At 69.2% G+C, this 13,800-nt stretch carries 15 protein-coding genes and 1 tRNA gene; 8 read left to right on the top strand and 8 right to left on the bottom strand.

What is annotated here, in order from left to right; all coding sequences use genetic code 11:
• Positions 1-832: 832 nt before the first annotated feature.
• The gene (locus ACA511_RS02210) at positions 833-1,711 is read right to left on the bottom strand and encodes a dioxygenase (RefSeq protein ID WP_375022308.1); all 879 of its coding nucleotides are present in this window, start codon (positions 1,709-1,711) and stop codon (positions 833-835) included.
• 228 nt (positions 1,712-1,939) lie between these two features.
• Between ACA511_RS02210 and ACA511_RS02205 the strand changes: the two genes are divergently transcribed.
• The 4 genes from ACA511_RS02205 to ACA511_RS02190 all read left to right on the top strand — a co-directional run bounded on the left by ACA511_RS02205 (position 1,940) and on the right by ACA511_RS02190 (position 5,731).
• Positions 1,940-2,647 (top strand): bleomycin resistance protein, encoded by a 708-nt coding sequence (locus tag ACA511_RS02205; RefSeq protein WP_375022307.1) that lies wholly within the window; start codon positions 1,940-1,942, stop codon positions 2,645-2,647.
• A gap of 762 nt (positions 2,648-3,409) precedes the next feature.
• A complete protein-coding gene (locus ACA511_RS02200) occupies positions 3,410-3,643 on the top strand; it encodes a hypothetical protein (protein WP_375022306.1) in 234 nt (77 codons plus the stop codon).
• The gene (locus ACA511_RS02195) at positions 3,600-4,550 is read left to right on the top strand and encodes a helix-turn-helix domain-containing protein (RefSeq protein WP_375022305.1); all 951 of its coding nucleotides are present in this window, start codon (positions 3,600-3,602) and stop codon (positions 4,548-4,550) included. Before ACA511_RS02200 ends, ACA511_RS02195 begins: the two co-directional genes overlap by 44 nt.
• 251 nt (positions 4,551-4,801) lie before the next feature.
• A complete protein-coding gene (locus ACA511_RS02190) occupies positions 4,802-5,731 on the top strand; it encodes a DMT family transporter (RefSeq protein WP_375022303.1) in 930 nt (309 codons plus the stop codon).
• 21 nt (positions 5,732-5,752) lie between these two features.
• Here ACA511_RS02190 and ACA511_RS02185 read toward each other — a convergent pair whose 3' ends face one another.
• From ACA511_RS02185 to ACA511_RS02170, 4 genes are all read right to left on the bottom strand, one after another.
• Positions 5,753-7,474, bottom strand: coding sequence for a M64 family metallopeptidase (locus tag ACA511_RS02185; protein WP_375022302.1), 1,722 nt, complete (start codon positions 7,472-7,474; stop codon positions 5,753-5,755).
• 151 nt (positions 7,475-7,625) lie between these two features.
• Positions 7,626-7,973, bottom strand: coding sequence for a VOC family protein (locus ACA511_RS02180; RefSeq protein WP_375022301.1), 348 nt, complete (start codon positions 7,971-7,973; stop codon positions 7,626-7,628).
• Positions 7,974-8,232: 259 nt separating this feature from the next.
• Positions 8,233-9,024, bottom strand: coding sequence for an SDR family NAD(P)-dependent oxidoreductase (locus ACA511_RS02175; RefSeq protein ID WP_375022300.1), 792 nt, complete (start codon positions 9,022-9,024; stop codon positions 8,233-8,235).
• A gap of 17 nt (positions 9,025-9,041) precedes the next feature.
• Entirely contained in the window at positions 9,042-9,251 is a 210-nt protein-coding gene (locus tag ACA511_RS02170) for a hypothetical protein (RefSeq protein ID WP_375022299.1), read from the bottom strand.
• Positions 9,252-9,461: 210 nt separating this feature from the next.
• Between ACA511_RS02170 and ACA511_RS02165 the strand changes: the two genes are divergently transcribed.
• The 3 genes from ACA511_RS02165 (at position 9,462) to ACA511_RS02155 (ending at position 10,411) form a co-directional block, all read left to right on the top strand.
• Positions 9,462-9,581 carry a DLW-39 family protein gene (locus tag ACA511_RS02165; protein ID WP_217711122.1) on the top strand — a complete coding sequence of 40 codons (120 nt, stop codon included), beginning with the start codon at positions 9,462-9,464 and terminating at the stop codon, positions 9,579-9,581.
• Between the two features lie 22 nt (positions 9,582-9,603).
• A complete protein-coding gene (locus tag ACA511_RS02160; RefSeq protein ID WP_375022298.1) occupies positions 9,604-10,320 on the top strand; it encodes an HAD family hydrolase in 717 nt (238 codons plus the stop codon).
• A gap of 18 nt (positions 10,321-10,338) precedes the next feature.
• Positions 10,339-10,411: transfer RNA gene (locus ACA511_RS02155), tRNA-Ala, on the top strand.
• 52 nt (positions 10,412-10,463) lie between these two features.
• Here ACA511_RS02155 and ACA511_RS02150 read toward each other — a convergent pair.
• The 3 genes from ACA511_RS02150 to ACA511_RS02140 all read right to left on the bottom strand — a co-directional run bounded on the left by ACA511_RS02150 (position 10,464) and on the right by ACA511_RS02140 (position 13,233).
• A complete protein-coding gene (locus ACA511_RS02150) occupies positions 10,464-11,225 on the bottom strand; it encodes a tyrosine-type recombinase/integrase (RefSeq protein ID WP_375022297.1) in 762 nt (253 codons plus the stop codon).
• Positions 11,226-11,689: 464 nt separating this feature from the next.
• The gene (locus ACA511_RS02145) at positions 11,690-12,097 is read right to left on the bottom strand and encodes a DUF4259 domain-containing protein (RefSeq protein WP_375022296.1); all 408 of its coding nucleotides are present in this window, start codon (positions 12,095-12,097) and stop codon (positions 11,690-11,692) included.
• Positions 12,098-12,549: 452 nt separating this feature from the next.
• Complete coding sequence (locus ACA511_RS02140; RefSeq protein WP_375022295.1) at positions 12,550-13,233, bottom strand: TetR/AcrR family transcriptional regulator; 684 nt, start codon at positions 13,231-13,233, stop codon at positions 12,550-12,552.
• 22 nt (positions 13,234-13,255) lie between these two features.
• On the opposite strand from ACA511_RS02140, the gene ACA511_RS02135 reads away from it, so the two are divergent.
• Positions 13,256-13,600: a hypothetical protein gene (locus ACA511_RS02135; RefSeq protein ID WP_375022294.1), complete on the top strand. Its 345-nt coding sequence runs from the start codon at positions 13,256-13,258 to the stop codon at positions 13,598-13,600.
• The last annotated feature ends 200 nt before the right edge of the window (positions 13,601-13,800 follow it).

The following is a 13,800-nucleotide window of genomic DNA, read 5'->3' as shown; positions in this document are numbered from 1 at the left end:
AACCGGACCTGGGATGAGGCCGGTGGTTCAAGTCCACCTAGGCCCACCACTTCAAAGACCCCCGCCGGGTATCGACGGGGGTCTTTTTGACTGTAGCCGTGACGGCGATGGTTCTAGCTTCTAGAGCTGCCGAGCGGTGCCCCGGCCACGTCGCCAGGGGCTGATGCCGCTGCGTGGCCCCGCGCCAGGCCGCCCGGAGCGTGCGGTGCGGGCGCCGGAGTGATCAGTCGGTTCCCGTGCTCCAGGCTCAGTGGGACGAGGACACGTGGAAGGCGTTCTTTCGCGTCCGGCTGCCTCGTCTCCGGTTGCGATCGACCGCCTCAGGCGAGGCGCGATATGCGGCGGGCCGCCAATCCACAGGCAGACGTCGGTCATGTGGATGACGGCAGACACGGAGAGCGCGGAGGGACCGGTCGCCTGCGACGGATGGAGCCGTAGATGTCGTTGAGCGCCGTCACCTAGTCTGAATGAACCCGCGCTGCGGTGTGAGGCGGACACAATCATTCAGATCGGCGAGGTCGTCGTGATCGCCTTCTCCAACTCGGCAAACGACATGGTGATCGCCTTGAGTTGAGAGTCGGCGAGGCATCTACGGGGACCGTGATCGGCTCGCACGCACGGACCGTATCGCCTGGGGGCAGCGCGGCCGTCCCGCACTCGTCCAGACTGAGAGCGGGCGCCATTCTCGCGGGACGGCAAGCCGGGTGATCGAGAGGACAGGCCGGAGTCTTTCTCCACAGGCTGTGGATAAGTGGGGTCGGGCTGTGATTTACGCCTGTGCTCCGGTTCCGCCGGGGCGGCTGGACGGCGGGGTATCGGGCATCCGCACAGGCTAAGCCTGTTCCCCGGTCAGGACGAGGTCGAACTCGGCGTGGTGGAAGGGGGCGTGCACGCCATTGCGCGCGGCGGCGTCCTCGTCGTCCGACTCGGCGAAGTCGACGATGAGGCTTTGCTTGACCGCGAAGACGGCGTCCGAGTCCAGATAGGGGCTGCCCGCTACGAAGATGTGGGTGGTGAGTGGCGCGTACCCGTCCGCCTGGACGATGAAGTGAATGTGCGCGGGACGGTAGGGGTGCCGTCCGGTGGCGTTCAGGAGGCGTCCGGCCGGGCCGTCCGTGGGGATCGGGTAATGGCTGGGCAGGACGGTGCGGAAACGGAACCGTCCCTCGGCGTCGGTCCGGAAGAGTCCGCGGCCGTTGCCGGATGGCTGCGCGCCGGGTTCCTGGACGTCGTAGAACCCCCTTTCGTTGCACTGCCACACGTCGACCTCCGCGTTCGGCAGCGGCGCTCCTTCGGCGTTGAGCACGCGTCCGGACACCACGCAGGGTTCGGCTTCGCCGACCATGTCGATGCTGTCGCCGAGGGCGCGCGATGGCGACTCGACCATGTGAAAGGGGCCCAGGACGGTGCTCGCCGTCCCGCCTTCCCGTTCGTTGAGGGTTTCCACGAGCATTGAGACGCCCAGGACGTCCGACAGCAGGACGAACTCCTGGCGCGTGTCCGTGCAGGACTGCCCCACGGCGGTGAGAAACGCGATCGCCTGTTCCCACTCGCGGACGGACGGTCTCGCCTCGCGGACGAACGCGTGCAAGTGGCGGGTGAGCGTGTTCAGCAACTCCCGGAGGCGCGCGTCGGGAGTATCGCCGAAGCTGTTCTGGACGGCCTCCGTGGCGGTGTGCTCGTTGAAGTCCACGATGCCTCCCGGGCTCATTGTCCACAGTCTGTGGAAAACCGTTGCGGATAGCGCCGGCCCACTCCGCAGCGCCTCTCTTTCGCGCCTGCCCGACGGGAGGGGGCCGCTGCCCTGGACGGCCGCCATTCCGGCCGGGATAACGCACCATCATCCTCCACGCCCGGGGCTCTCCGTGCGTGGATGCCACGGTACAGGGTTCTCTAATCAAACTTGACTATCTGCCTCGGCCGGACCTACGCTCCGGGCATGAGCGAGAAGGCGATTCCGATCTTTCCGTGCCGTTCGATCGACGCGGCCTGGGAGTTCTACGCGGCTCTCGGGTTCGAGCAGACGGCCTGGCAGACGCGTCCCAATCCCTACCTCGGCGTCCGGCGCGGTGATGTCGAGTTGCACTTCTTCGGGTGGCGGAAGCACGACCCTGCCGCGTCCATGAACATGTGCTACATCGCCACCACGGGTGTGGACGACCTGTACGAGTCGTTTCGCGGCGGGCTGAAGCAGGCGCTAGGCCGGGTCCCCGCGCGTGGGCTCCCCAGGATCAGTGCACTGCGCGACATGTCGTACGGAGTGCGGCAGTTCCTCCTCAGCGACCCGGACGGCCTCCAACTGCGCATCGGCCAACCCATCGCGGACGAGATGGTGCACGCGCCGATCCCGGCGGGGAACGTGGCCAAGGCCCTCCACATGGCCGAGCTCCTGGGCGGCGACTCGAAGGGGGACGCCCCGGCCGCCGCACGGATCCTCGATCGCCTGCTGGCGTCCGACGAGCCCCTGACCCCCTCCGAACGTCTCAGGGCGCTGGTCCTGCGCGCCGATGCCGCCGTCCACATGCGGGAGTGGGACCGCGCTCGCAGCCTCATCGGCGAAGCCCGCGGCGTCACAGGGATCGACCCGTCCGCCCATGCCGATGATCTGCGGCGCCTCGACGACCTGGAGGACGCCCTCTCCGCCTGAACGCCTCGCGGTCGAGGGGTGGCCGGCTGGGGACGCGGTTGGGGATGGCCGGTGGGCAACGTTGTCCACCGCTGAGGCAAGGCTGTGGAGAGTGTTCGCCCACAGCCTGTGAACGGGGTGTGGGTCATGGTGGCCGGGAGCGGTTCTTTTCCCTGGTCACGGGCTTTTCCACGACGTGGATAACTGGTCGCGCGGGTTGGGGGCGACCTGGGGAAGAATGGTGGACGCGGAGTCGGCCGGTCGTACCCAGGTTGTGCACGGAAGTTATCCACAGGTTGTGGATTCTGTGCATCGCGCCGCCGGTGTGCGGACGATGGAGAGGACGGCGCCCAACGCGTCGTACAAACTGTCGAAAGCCCGGCTGTTCTGGGGATCCGTCTGTGGACGGGACCTCCGAACCGCCTGCTGCGGAGGACGAAGAGATGTGTGCGACGGTTGCCCACAGCCTGTGGATGAACGCCTTCGGGGCCCGCTCGTCACGGCGCACCGAGGCGGATCGGCCCCAACCGGCTCCGGCCGGCCGCTCCCCGGCGAACACGCCCGGCGCGGCGGCCGGGTCGCGGGCCATGGGGATGGGAGCCGGAAGGCCGCCTGTTGCCGTGTGCATGGCCTCCGTGTCCCGGCCCGCCGCCGAATCGGCGTCGAGCGCCGCGCCGCGCCCGGCGGGGCGGGTGTCCGCGTGCGTACGATGGCCGGGGCCGAGGGGGGTGAGAACCTCTCCGACCTGCGAACACCAGTTCGAACGCGTGCTACGCTCCCGGCATGGGGCACTTGCTGAACGAGCCGGTCCGGACGGAGCACGACCCGTCGGGACGGCTCACCGCGTACGAGTGGCGGGGCGCGCGCTACGCGGTGGACGAGGTGCTGAAAACCTACGGGACGGCCCACGAGGGCAGGGTCTACCGGGTGCGGATCACCGGCGCCGAGGGCGTGGCCGTCGCGGAGCTCGGCCGTGACGCCGACCGATGGCGGCTCCGGCACGTCTTCTCGGCCTGACCGGAGGCGGCCCGGCGGCGCCGGCCCCGTTCGCGGTGGCGCGCCGACCGCCGACCAGACCCTCTGGACCCGCGTCGGCGGAATCCAGGGCGCGCCGCTCGACCTGCTGACGGCCCGGATCGGCAGCCGGCACTACGCGCCGCACACCCATGACGAATACGCCATCGGGGTGACGGTCGACGGCCTGGAGACGATGCGCTACCGGGGCGAGAAGATCTACTCGGCGGCCGGAAGCGTCGTCGTGATCGAGCCGGGGGAGGCGCACACCGGCGGTCCCGCACGTCCGGAAGGGTTCGCCTACCTGTGCCTCTACCCGGGCGCCGGGCTGCTGGGCGCCGCGACGACCACCGAGCCCGGCCCGGTCCCGGCGGAACCCCACTTCCGCGACCCGATCATCGACGACGTCCGGCTCGGTGAGGCGCTGCGGCAGGCCCATCGTGCCCTCCGGCTCGGCGAAGACCCCCTGGAAGGAGAGTCCCGGCTGCTCGGAGTGCTCGGCGCACTCGTCCGGCGGCACGCGCTGCACGGGCGGAGCCCGGCGCCGCGGCGCCTGCGGCCCGACGCCGACCGGATCGCGCGCCAGGTCGCGGCCCGCCTCTCGGACGAGCTGACCGCCCCGCCGACGCTCGCCGAGATGGCCGCCGACCTGGAACTCTCCCGCTACCAGCTGCTGCGCGCCTTCCGTGCCGCGGTGGGCATGCCGCCGTACGCGTGGCTCGCCCAGCACCGGGTGACACGCGCGCGCACGCTGCTGGAGGCCGGGCACCGTCCGGCCGAGGCTGCGACGCTCGTCGGGTTCGCCGACCAGGCGCACCTCACCCGCTGGTTCCGCCGCGTCCTCGGCGTCACGCCGGGCGCGTACCGCAACAGCGTTCAAGACGGCGCGGCCCGCCGTCCCGCATCCTGACAAAGTCCGCCATAACGGGGCCGCAGCTCCGGTGTCGATCGAGGACCGGGGCTCCAGCGCTGATCAGGGCCGGGCCCGGAGACCGCGCCGCCGACGTTGGTGCCGGAGCCATCAGGGCGGTCGAGGCGGCACGGGCGCGACGGTGAGGTGGCACGGGTGCCCGGCTGAGGCGGCGCGCACGCCCGGCCGGTGGAACACCGCGGACCGGGCGGCGCCCGGCCAACGGTGCGGACGGGGAACGGAGGTCGTAGGTGAGTCGTCGTGGCTGGATCCTGTTCGCGCTGATGAGCGTGCTGTGGGGCATCCCCTACCTGATGATCAAAGTGGCGGTCGAGAGCGTCTCGGTGCCCATGGTGGTGTTCACGCGGACGGCGCTCGGCGCCCTGGTCCTGCTGCCGCTGGTGATCCGGTCCGGGCAGCTGGACGTGGTCCGGCGGCATTGGCGTCCGCTGCTGGCGTTCACCGCCGTGGAGATCCTCGGCCCGTGGGCGCTGCTGTCGGACGCGGAGAACCGGCTGACCAGCTCGATGACCGGGCTGCTGATCGCCGCCGTCCCCATCGTGGGGGTGGTGCTGGCGCGGCTCACCGGCGACGCCGAGCGGCTCGGCCCGGTGCGCTGGGCGGGCCTGCTGGTCGGCCTGGCCGGCGTCGGCGTGCTCGCCGGCCCGCACCTCGGCGGCGGCAGCACGTGGGCGATCTGCGAGGTCCTGCTGGTCGCGCTCGGCTACGCCATCGCCCCGATGATCGCCACGCGGAGCCTCCAGGACCTGCCGAGCCTGCACATGTCCGCGTTCGCGCTGGCCATCGCCGCGCTCGTCTACACCGGTCCCGCGATCGCCACGTGGCCGGACGCGATGCCGAGCGGGCAGGTCCTCGCCGCGCTCATCGGGCTCGGCCTCGTCTGCACTGCGCTGGCCTTCATCGTGTTCTTCGAACTGATCCGGGAGGTCGGCACGTCCCGCGGGATGGTGTTCACCTACGTCAACCCCGCCGTCGCGGTCGCCGCCGGCGTCGTCTTCCTCGGCGAGCCCCTCACCGGAACGATCATCGCCTCGTTCGCGCTCATCCTGGGCGGGTCCGTCCTCGCGACCGCGCGCCGCTCCCCGTCACCGACCTCGGCCGGCGCCGAGGAGGCGCAGGAGGGGGGCGCGAAGGCCGCCGCCGAACCGGCCTCGGGATGATCGACGCCCGACGCCCGCGGTTCAGCGGAGGGTGACGATGAAGCGTTGCGGCGTGCCGGTGTTGCCGGACGGGTCGGTGGCGCGGTACTCGATGGTGTGGCGGCCCTTGCCGAGCTCGCCGTAGGCGAGGCTGTCGATGACCGTGCCGTTCTCGGTGAAGAGCCAGGGGGCGGACGAGTCGGTGGGCCAGCCGAAGTAGTTGAACCAGCCGTCGCCGTCCACACGGAACTCCGAGACCACCACGCCGGGACGGTCGTCCGTGCCGGTCAGCCGCATCGTGAAGGGGCCGTCGAAGACGAACTCGGACGTGTGCCCAGCGCGAACCCGGCTCTCCGCAGCCTGGGACAACTCGTATGCCACTGTCGGACGTTCCGCGTCGATCGTCCACGCGCGGCGCTGGGAACCGACCTGTGCGGTCAGCGTGTGCGTGCCTGTGGACAAGCGGAACCGTCCGAGATCGATGTCTCGGTCACCGCCGCTTACCTGCCGCCCGTCGAGTTCCCAGCGCACCTTGGGCGCGGACCATGCCGGGTGGGTCGTTTCCACATACACGACGGATTCGGCCCCCACCGGCTTGTCGGTCGGGGTGGATGAAGCGAAATCGACTGGCGTTGGAGCCCCAGGTGTCTTCAGGCTGGTGTCCACCGTCCATGTGCGAGCCTGGGTGAGTGCGGCCGACGAGCGTATGGCTGGATCCCGGACGAAATCGGTGGAGTCGGCGACCGTCACCCGTACGGTGTGCACGCCCTTCTTGAGGTGCAGCTTGGGTAGGTCGAGGTTGGAACCCTTCCCCACGGTCTTCCCGTCCACCGGAGTGTCCGTGGGCGTGTGCGCTTGGACGAGGTTGACCTTGCCGGAGATCCGCTCAGTCATCCGCTCACGCGCGACCTGGTCGTAGTAATAGCCGAGCGTTTTCATCATCGAGTGCCGGCTCGGCCTCCAGACGCCCTTACTGGAGTAGAGGCCACCCTCGTAGCGTCCAATGGTGCCTCCGGACTCGCTCCGTTCACCGAGCCACCGCCACCACTTCTTCTTCTGCGTCCTTATCTCCTGCTCGGTCAGCAGCGTGTGGTGGATGGAGTCGGGCTCAGGACCGGTGTACGTCCCGCCGGGGACGCCTCGCTGGTAGTAGTCGTACTCGTCGTTCAACCCACCCAGCGAGTGCCCGAGTTCGTGCGGAGCTATGAGAGCGGACATCGCGTTGCCGCCGGAGGCCGTCGCGTAGGCCCCGCCTGCACCGCCGTAGGTGTCGCTGTTGGCGAGCGCAAGGATCTGCCGGTTCCCCTGTGTCGTCCCTTGGACGAGATCCGCGTACGTCTTGGCCGCCGCAGAGTCCATGACGAGAAGACGCTGGATGCCGTCCTCCCTGCATCCGCTCCAGAACGCCATGTGCAATGGTGTCGTCCGGCGCGGCGACGACAGTGCCGGGTCACAGCTCACCCCCGACTCACTGGACGGGATCTCCACCGCGTACACGTTGACGTAACTGCGGTACGACTTGAACGGCTCGATCGTCCACAGGTCGTTCAGGTGCTTGGCGAGATGGGTGCGGAACTTCGGCATGTCCGCCGCCGTGTAGCCGTCCCCCAGCACCACCAGGTTGAAGCGCCTGGCGGGGTCGCCGGTGACCTGGACCGGCACCACCGTCGCGTCCGCGGGGTCCGCCGCACGCGCGGGAACCGCCATGAGCGGCAGCACGGTCGCGGCCGCCGCCCCGATGACGATCGTCCTGCCCGTCCACATGCGCAGACCTCCCTCGCGAGGGGGCGCACACGGCAGGCGGGGTGCGGCCGGACGCTGCGCCTGGCCGTCCCGCTGATCAAGCGGGACACGTCCGGATTATCGCCGCTGCATCCACTTTTGTCGCCACCCACCGGCGTCCGCAGAGCAGAACTTAGGGGTGGCTCAGCACGTTGACCACCCGGCCGTTGGGGTCGCGGACGAAGAACCGGCGCACTCCCCACTCCTCGTCCTGCAAGGGGTGCACGATCTCCGCACCGCTCTGCCGCATGGCCGCATAGGCCGCGTCCACATCGTCCACTTCCACGCTCATGTCAGGGACGACCGGTCCGGTTTTGTCGTCGGACATGAGGCTGACCTGCGCGGCGGGAATCGACGGCGAGGCGAGTGTCACGATCCAACCGTGGTTCATGACCTCCTGGAAGCCCAGCAGCCCATAGAACTCCCCGCTCTCCTGCAGAGCCTCCGTCTTGATGTTGGGTACGACACGGCGAACGGTCATCGATATCTCCTAGCGAAAACAGACCGCGGCGCCCAGGTCACGGAAGACGGGCAGGGCCTGCGGCGGACGGTCAGTACCGCTGAGCTGCGTCATGGGCCCATCATCGCTATGGCCCGCGCACACGTCTTGTACAGATGGGAACTCCGGAGGCCATCGCGCCTCGGTGACCTCCCCGGCGCACGGAACCTCTCGAACCGATCACCAGGCGACCGAGTCACGGACGTCCGTCCTCCATGCCCACCGCCGAGACGGACGTCGGCTAACGCTTGTCGCGCTGCCCGTCCGCGAGCCCCTCCGCGACGCGCTGCCCGCCCGCGCGCCGCTGCACGGCCGCCGACAGGACGGGCGCGACGCCGCCGATTCTGGCGCCGAGCCGCAGCCCGAGCGGCGCGACGTCGATCTCCGCGACGTTCCGCTCGATGGCCCGCACGGTCGCGCGCGCGACGTCCCGCGGCGACCGCGTCCCCACCCCCTTCGGCAGGGACACGCCGGCGTCCGCGAACATCCCGGCGTCCCGGATGAACCCGGGGAAAATGGTCGACACGCCGATGCCGTGCGGACGCAGATCCTCCCGCAGAGCCAGGGCGAATCCACGCATACCGAACTTTGTCGCGTTGTACAGCGACGCATGACCGGACGCCGTCTTCCCGGACAGCGACGACACGAACACCAGATGCCCGCGGCCACGATCGGCCATCTGCGCCGCGGCGAGCTTCGCCATCACGATCGGCGCGCGCAGGTTGACGTCCAGCGTCCGGTTGATGTCGGTGATCGAGTACTCGCTCAGCAGCCCGGACGCCGGCAGTGCCGCGTTCGCGACCAGCACGTCCACCCGTCCGGCCTCGTCCAGCAGCTTCTCCGCCGCCTCATGATCGGCCAGGTCGGCGACGATGGCCCGGCCGCCGAGCCGGTCCGCCAGCGGCTCCAGGACGTCCGCCCGCCGGCCCGTCAGCACGACCCGGCCGCCCCGATCGGCCAGCGCCTTCGCCAGTGCCTGCCCGATCCCGCCGGTCGCTCCGGTCACCAGGACGTTCGCTCCGCGCAGTTCCATCCCGAGATGATGGCCGATCACATGCCGATCCGCCACAGCAGCAGGACGATCGACGACAGCACCAGCCCCGCCGCGCCCAGCGGCACGTCCCCCAGCACGATCAACGCGGCGCACCCCGCGGCGGTGATCCCCGCGACCAGCACCAGCGCCCGGCTCCCCGACCTGCCCTCCACCGGCGCGTCCGGGTCGAATTCACGCTCCCAGCGCCGGAAGTCGTCCTCTGCCATCGGCACTCCCGGAAGGTCGTCCCCTCGGATTATGCGGCCGCCCCGGACGCCCCGGCGAGGCGCGGGCCATCAGACGCGCAGTCCGATAACGGCGAGCGGGGTGCTGACCGCCCGGCAACGGTTGCTAGGCTTCGAGGACCCTGGGGAAGCAGACACTGATCCGCACATCCCCGGGTTTTGACTTCATAGTCGAGGTGAAGGGGTCCCACCGTGAAGAAGCTGCTCATTCTTGCCGTTGTCGCACTCGGCGGTTTCGCCGTCTGGCGCCGGATGCAGCAGGACCGCGCCGAGCTGGACCTGTGGACCGAGGCCACGTCGTCCGACAGCTGACACGCCGGCGACAGGCCCCGGCGTGACCGACGCGGCGGCGATCACCGTCGCCTGCATCGATCTCGCCGGGACCACCGTCGCGGACGGTGACGCCGTCGAAACCGCCTTCGCCGAGGCGATCGCCACCTTGGGGATCGTCTCCGGCACGGCGGCGTCCGAACGTGCCGTCGCCCGCTTCCGCGACGCGCGCGGCGAATCGAAGATCGGCATTTTCCGCTCGCTCTTCGACGAGCCCCGCGCCCAGGCCGCGCACCTGGCGTTCGAGCGGTCCTACGACCAGTTCGTCGACCGGCGCGGCCTGTTTCCCGTGCCCGGGGCCGACCACGTCCTGAAGCACCTCCGCGCTTCCGGCGTGCGCGTCTGCCTGCTCACCGGCTTCGGCCGCAGCACGCAGGCCCGCGTCCTCGACACCCTCGGCTGGTGGGACCGCGCCGACCTGACGCTCAGCCCCGAGGACGTCCGCCGCGACCGCCCGTGGCCCGACCTCGTCCTGACCGCCGCCCTCCACCTCGGCGTGGACGACGTCCGCCAGATCGCCGTCTGCGGCGCCACCGCGCCCGCCATCCTCTCCGGCCGCCGCGCCGGCGCGTCCATCACCGTCGGCGTCCTCACCGGCCCCCACTCCCGCGACCGCCTCCGCACGGCCGGCGCCACCCACGTCCTCCCCAGCATCGCCGACCTCCCCGCCCTCCTCCTCCCCGCCCCGGCCGATGCCACGCCCGCCCCAGACCACGGGTAAGCTTTGACCCGCCCACACGGGGCCTTAGCTCAGTTGGTAGAGCACCGGCTTTGCAAGCCGGGTGTCAGGGGTTCGAATCCCCTAGGCTCCACCCACCGAAAAGCCCAGGTCAGAAGCTACGTTTCGACCTGGGCTCTCGTGTCTCATGATCTCTTCTTCCGCTTTCGTGCCCGTTGCGTGCCCGATCGCTTCTTCCCCTTGAGCTCGGCCTTGGCCATCGCACTCAAGGTGTCGGCGATCTCCCGGTGCCGCTCGTCCGTCGCGTGCAGGTAGATCATGGCCGCGCGGTCGCTTGAGTGGCCCATGCGCTCCTTGAGTTCCGGGAGCGTCGCCCCAGCGATCGCGGCAAGAGTGTTCCCCGTGTGCCGCAGGTCGTGGAAGCGCACACCCTTGAGCCCCGCCTTGCCCAAGGCCCGCACCCAGTTGCGCCGGAAGTTCGCCCGCCGGAGCAGCGCGCCTTTACCGCCGACGAAGATAAGCCCCTCGTCGCCGTCCTGCGCGAACGCCTTGACGTGCTCTTTCAGCTCAGGGAGCACGATTGCCGGAATCGGAAGCGTCCGCGCGCCCGCCTCAGTCTTCGGAGGCCCGAAGTGGAGCGGCTTACCCGTCACCTCCACCAGCGTCCGCTCAACCCGGACGGTGCCGGCCTTGAGGTCGACGTCCTTCCGCCGCAGCGCCACGGCCTCACCCCAACGCAGGTTCGCGAAGGTCGCGAGCAGGACGAGCGCCCGGTAACGACGGTCGATCGCCTCAGCTAGGGCGAACACTTCGGAGATGCTGAGGACGGGCCGCTCTGGCGAGTTCTCGGCCCCGCCGCCCTTGACCGTGCAGGGGTTCCGCTTGATCATGCCGTCACTGACCGCCGTGTTCATGATGGCCTTGAGCAGCCGATATGCCTTGGCCACCGTGACGGCACCGGTTCCGGAATCAAGGGGCGGCGGCGCTCGCGCCTTTGGCGCGGCCCGCCGCCCTGGACGAGCCCGCGTCATGGCGTCGAAGCCGTTCGGCGATTAGGACCAGGCCGTGAACGTGGCCAGGCATCGTCACATGTCACGGCAGGTTCGTGGAGTTGGTTACGCGTGCGCTACTGGGGAACCCCGTGGTTCCCCAGACCCCTCCTGGAGCCGGAGGGCACTCCCGCGCGGACCGCTCTGTCAGGGGTTGAGCGCCGTTCGCGCGGAAGCACCCTCCGGACAGGTCCGTTCGTCTGTTACGGAGCGCGGAACGACGGCAGACGGGAAGCTCAGGCGGGGCGGGGCGGGGCGGGGCGGGGCGAGGCATGCGCTATGGGGCGCCCGGATTCTGGTGCGCAGCCGCCTATATGGAGCGGCGTATTGGCAACATATCCAGTTTTATACACTTCGCGCGCCTAGGACTTAGGTGAGAGCACCTCGCGTAGCCGCTTGACCTCAGTCAGCCATTCCTGGATGGCCGTGCTCTCCTCCCAAAGGTCTCGCAACTCCGAGTTATTGGCGACAACTCGATCGAGTGCTCTGACCGCCAAGGGGCGTAGATCGGCGGGCAGTGGGGGTATCGGCTTTTCCGGTCCATAGACCGAATCGACCGGTTGACCGTTCGGGCACTGTGCGGCCACAAGGGCAGCGGCAGCCACCGCAGGGACGCCCTCGAAGCTATCCAGATAGGCTGTCTCGCGAAGAGCCGCCAAAAGCGCTTCTCGGATTGCCTCTGGCCGATCCTCCGCAGCCAGATCATCGAGTTCACATGCAAAGTCCGCCGCAGTGTCATTGCCGAACGGGCTCGTGTCCCAAGTTCCCATGGTCTCCACCTCTAGATAGACATATACAAGATATCGGTGATACAGAACCGGTGCCTCGGACGTTGTAGTTGACAGCAGCCGGGACAGCAACCAGGGAACGCCGCCGCACGTGATCAGCCCCCGGCACGAGGTCACGAAGGTGGGGAGAGTCGGTCGCCTGCAAGATCCGGAACATACGCGGAACCCGACAGGGATCAGCGACGGAGATACGCGTTCGTTCGCAGGTCAGCGCCCTCCGGGACCGCGTACGTGCCCGAGGGGGCGCTGATCAAGAGAGACTCGTGGTCACTTGCGGTGTGATCGGCGAGGAGGCCCAGGTCAGCGGGTCGCCAGGTCGGGCGGGTGGGGCCGCGATCGGCTTTGTGAGCGGGTATCAGGGGGGCCAATCCTCTAAACCCGCATGCAGAAACGCCCTCATCCGGATCACGGATGAGGGCGTTTGGGCATTCAGGTCATGGGGGCGGTGCTACCGGACGGTCGCGGTGCCGTCCGGCACGGTCATGGGACTGGTGCTGTGACCGGGAAGGTTCGACGTTTTGTGCTAGGGCTGCGGCCAGTAGCGCTTGTGCTGACTCGCGCATAAGGGTTGCGGCCTCCGTTCGTGACACGGCGGCGATATCGACCATCCAGACCCAAGCCTCGATTCCGCAGCCGGCGCGAATGGCGATAGCGAGTCGTCTGCGGTCGATGTGCGGGTGCGACTCGGTCAGTGGTGCCAGGGCGTCCTCGATCCATGCGATGGCCCTGCCTTGCCGCAGCACTGGGCGGGCGTCGCGCGGCGTCTGCGGTTCCTGATCCAGGGATAGCCGCAGCGCGGCTCGCAGTTGCGGCTCCCTGTTGCGCAAGATCTCCGTCTGCTCGGCGATGACCAGGTCGAGGCGGGCGTGGACGTCATCGGGTGCGTCCTGGTCGAGCAGGCTGGGCCGGTCGATGGCCGGTATCGCGGCCTGGAGGAGCTGTCTCTGGTTCGGGAAGTAGCGGTAGGCCGTGGTGCGGGAGATGCCGGCGGCGTCGGCCGACTGTTCCACGGTCGGGGTGTGTCCGCTCTCCAGCAGGGACCGGGCGGCCTCGACAAGGGCGTCGCGAGTGCGCTGCTTCTGCCGGATCCGCCCCGTCGACTCATATGGTACTGCCATCCCGTCATGGTACGTTAGTCCCATGAATGACGCTGTGGTCACCGACCCGCAGTTGTACCGGGTCGTGTGGGAGAACGAGCGTGTCCGGGTTCTGGAGTATCGCGATATGCCGGGTGATGCGACGCACCTGCACGCTCATCCGGACAGCGTCATGGTGACCCTGTCCTCGTTCCAGCGGGTGATCTCGGCTGGAGGCCGGGAGGTCCCGGTCAACCTGGAGGCGGGACAGGTCCGCTGGTTGGACGCGCAGGAGCACCAAGGCCGCAATGTCGGCCAGACCGCCACCCACACCGTGTTCATCGAGCTCAAGGAACCCCGTCCGGGTGCCCCGCGCCCGGACGCCGCATTGGGGCCGTCTGCCTCCTGAACACGGCTCGTCGTCCCACAGGGGCGGTGCCGCCAAGCCACCAAGGCGATCCGGGGTGAAGCACAGTTCGACCTTGTTCTTTTCGCCCAGCGGCGGATGTCCGTGCCGGTGTGGGCGGGGATTCAAGACGATGTAGATCGGGGCGCCGGCCTCCCGTCCATTGAGGGCCCAGGCAGGCGAGACCGATTTCGGTGAACCGA

Source organism: Actinomadura sp. GTD37 (assembly GCF_041951365.1).
Taxonomy (GTDB): Bacteria; Actinomycetota; Actinomycetes; order Streptosporangiales; family Streptosporangiaceae; genus Spirillospora.
Note: the sequence above shows the minus strand (reverse complement) of the source record. Positions and strands in the feature narration are given on the sequence as shown.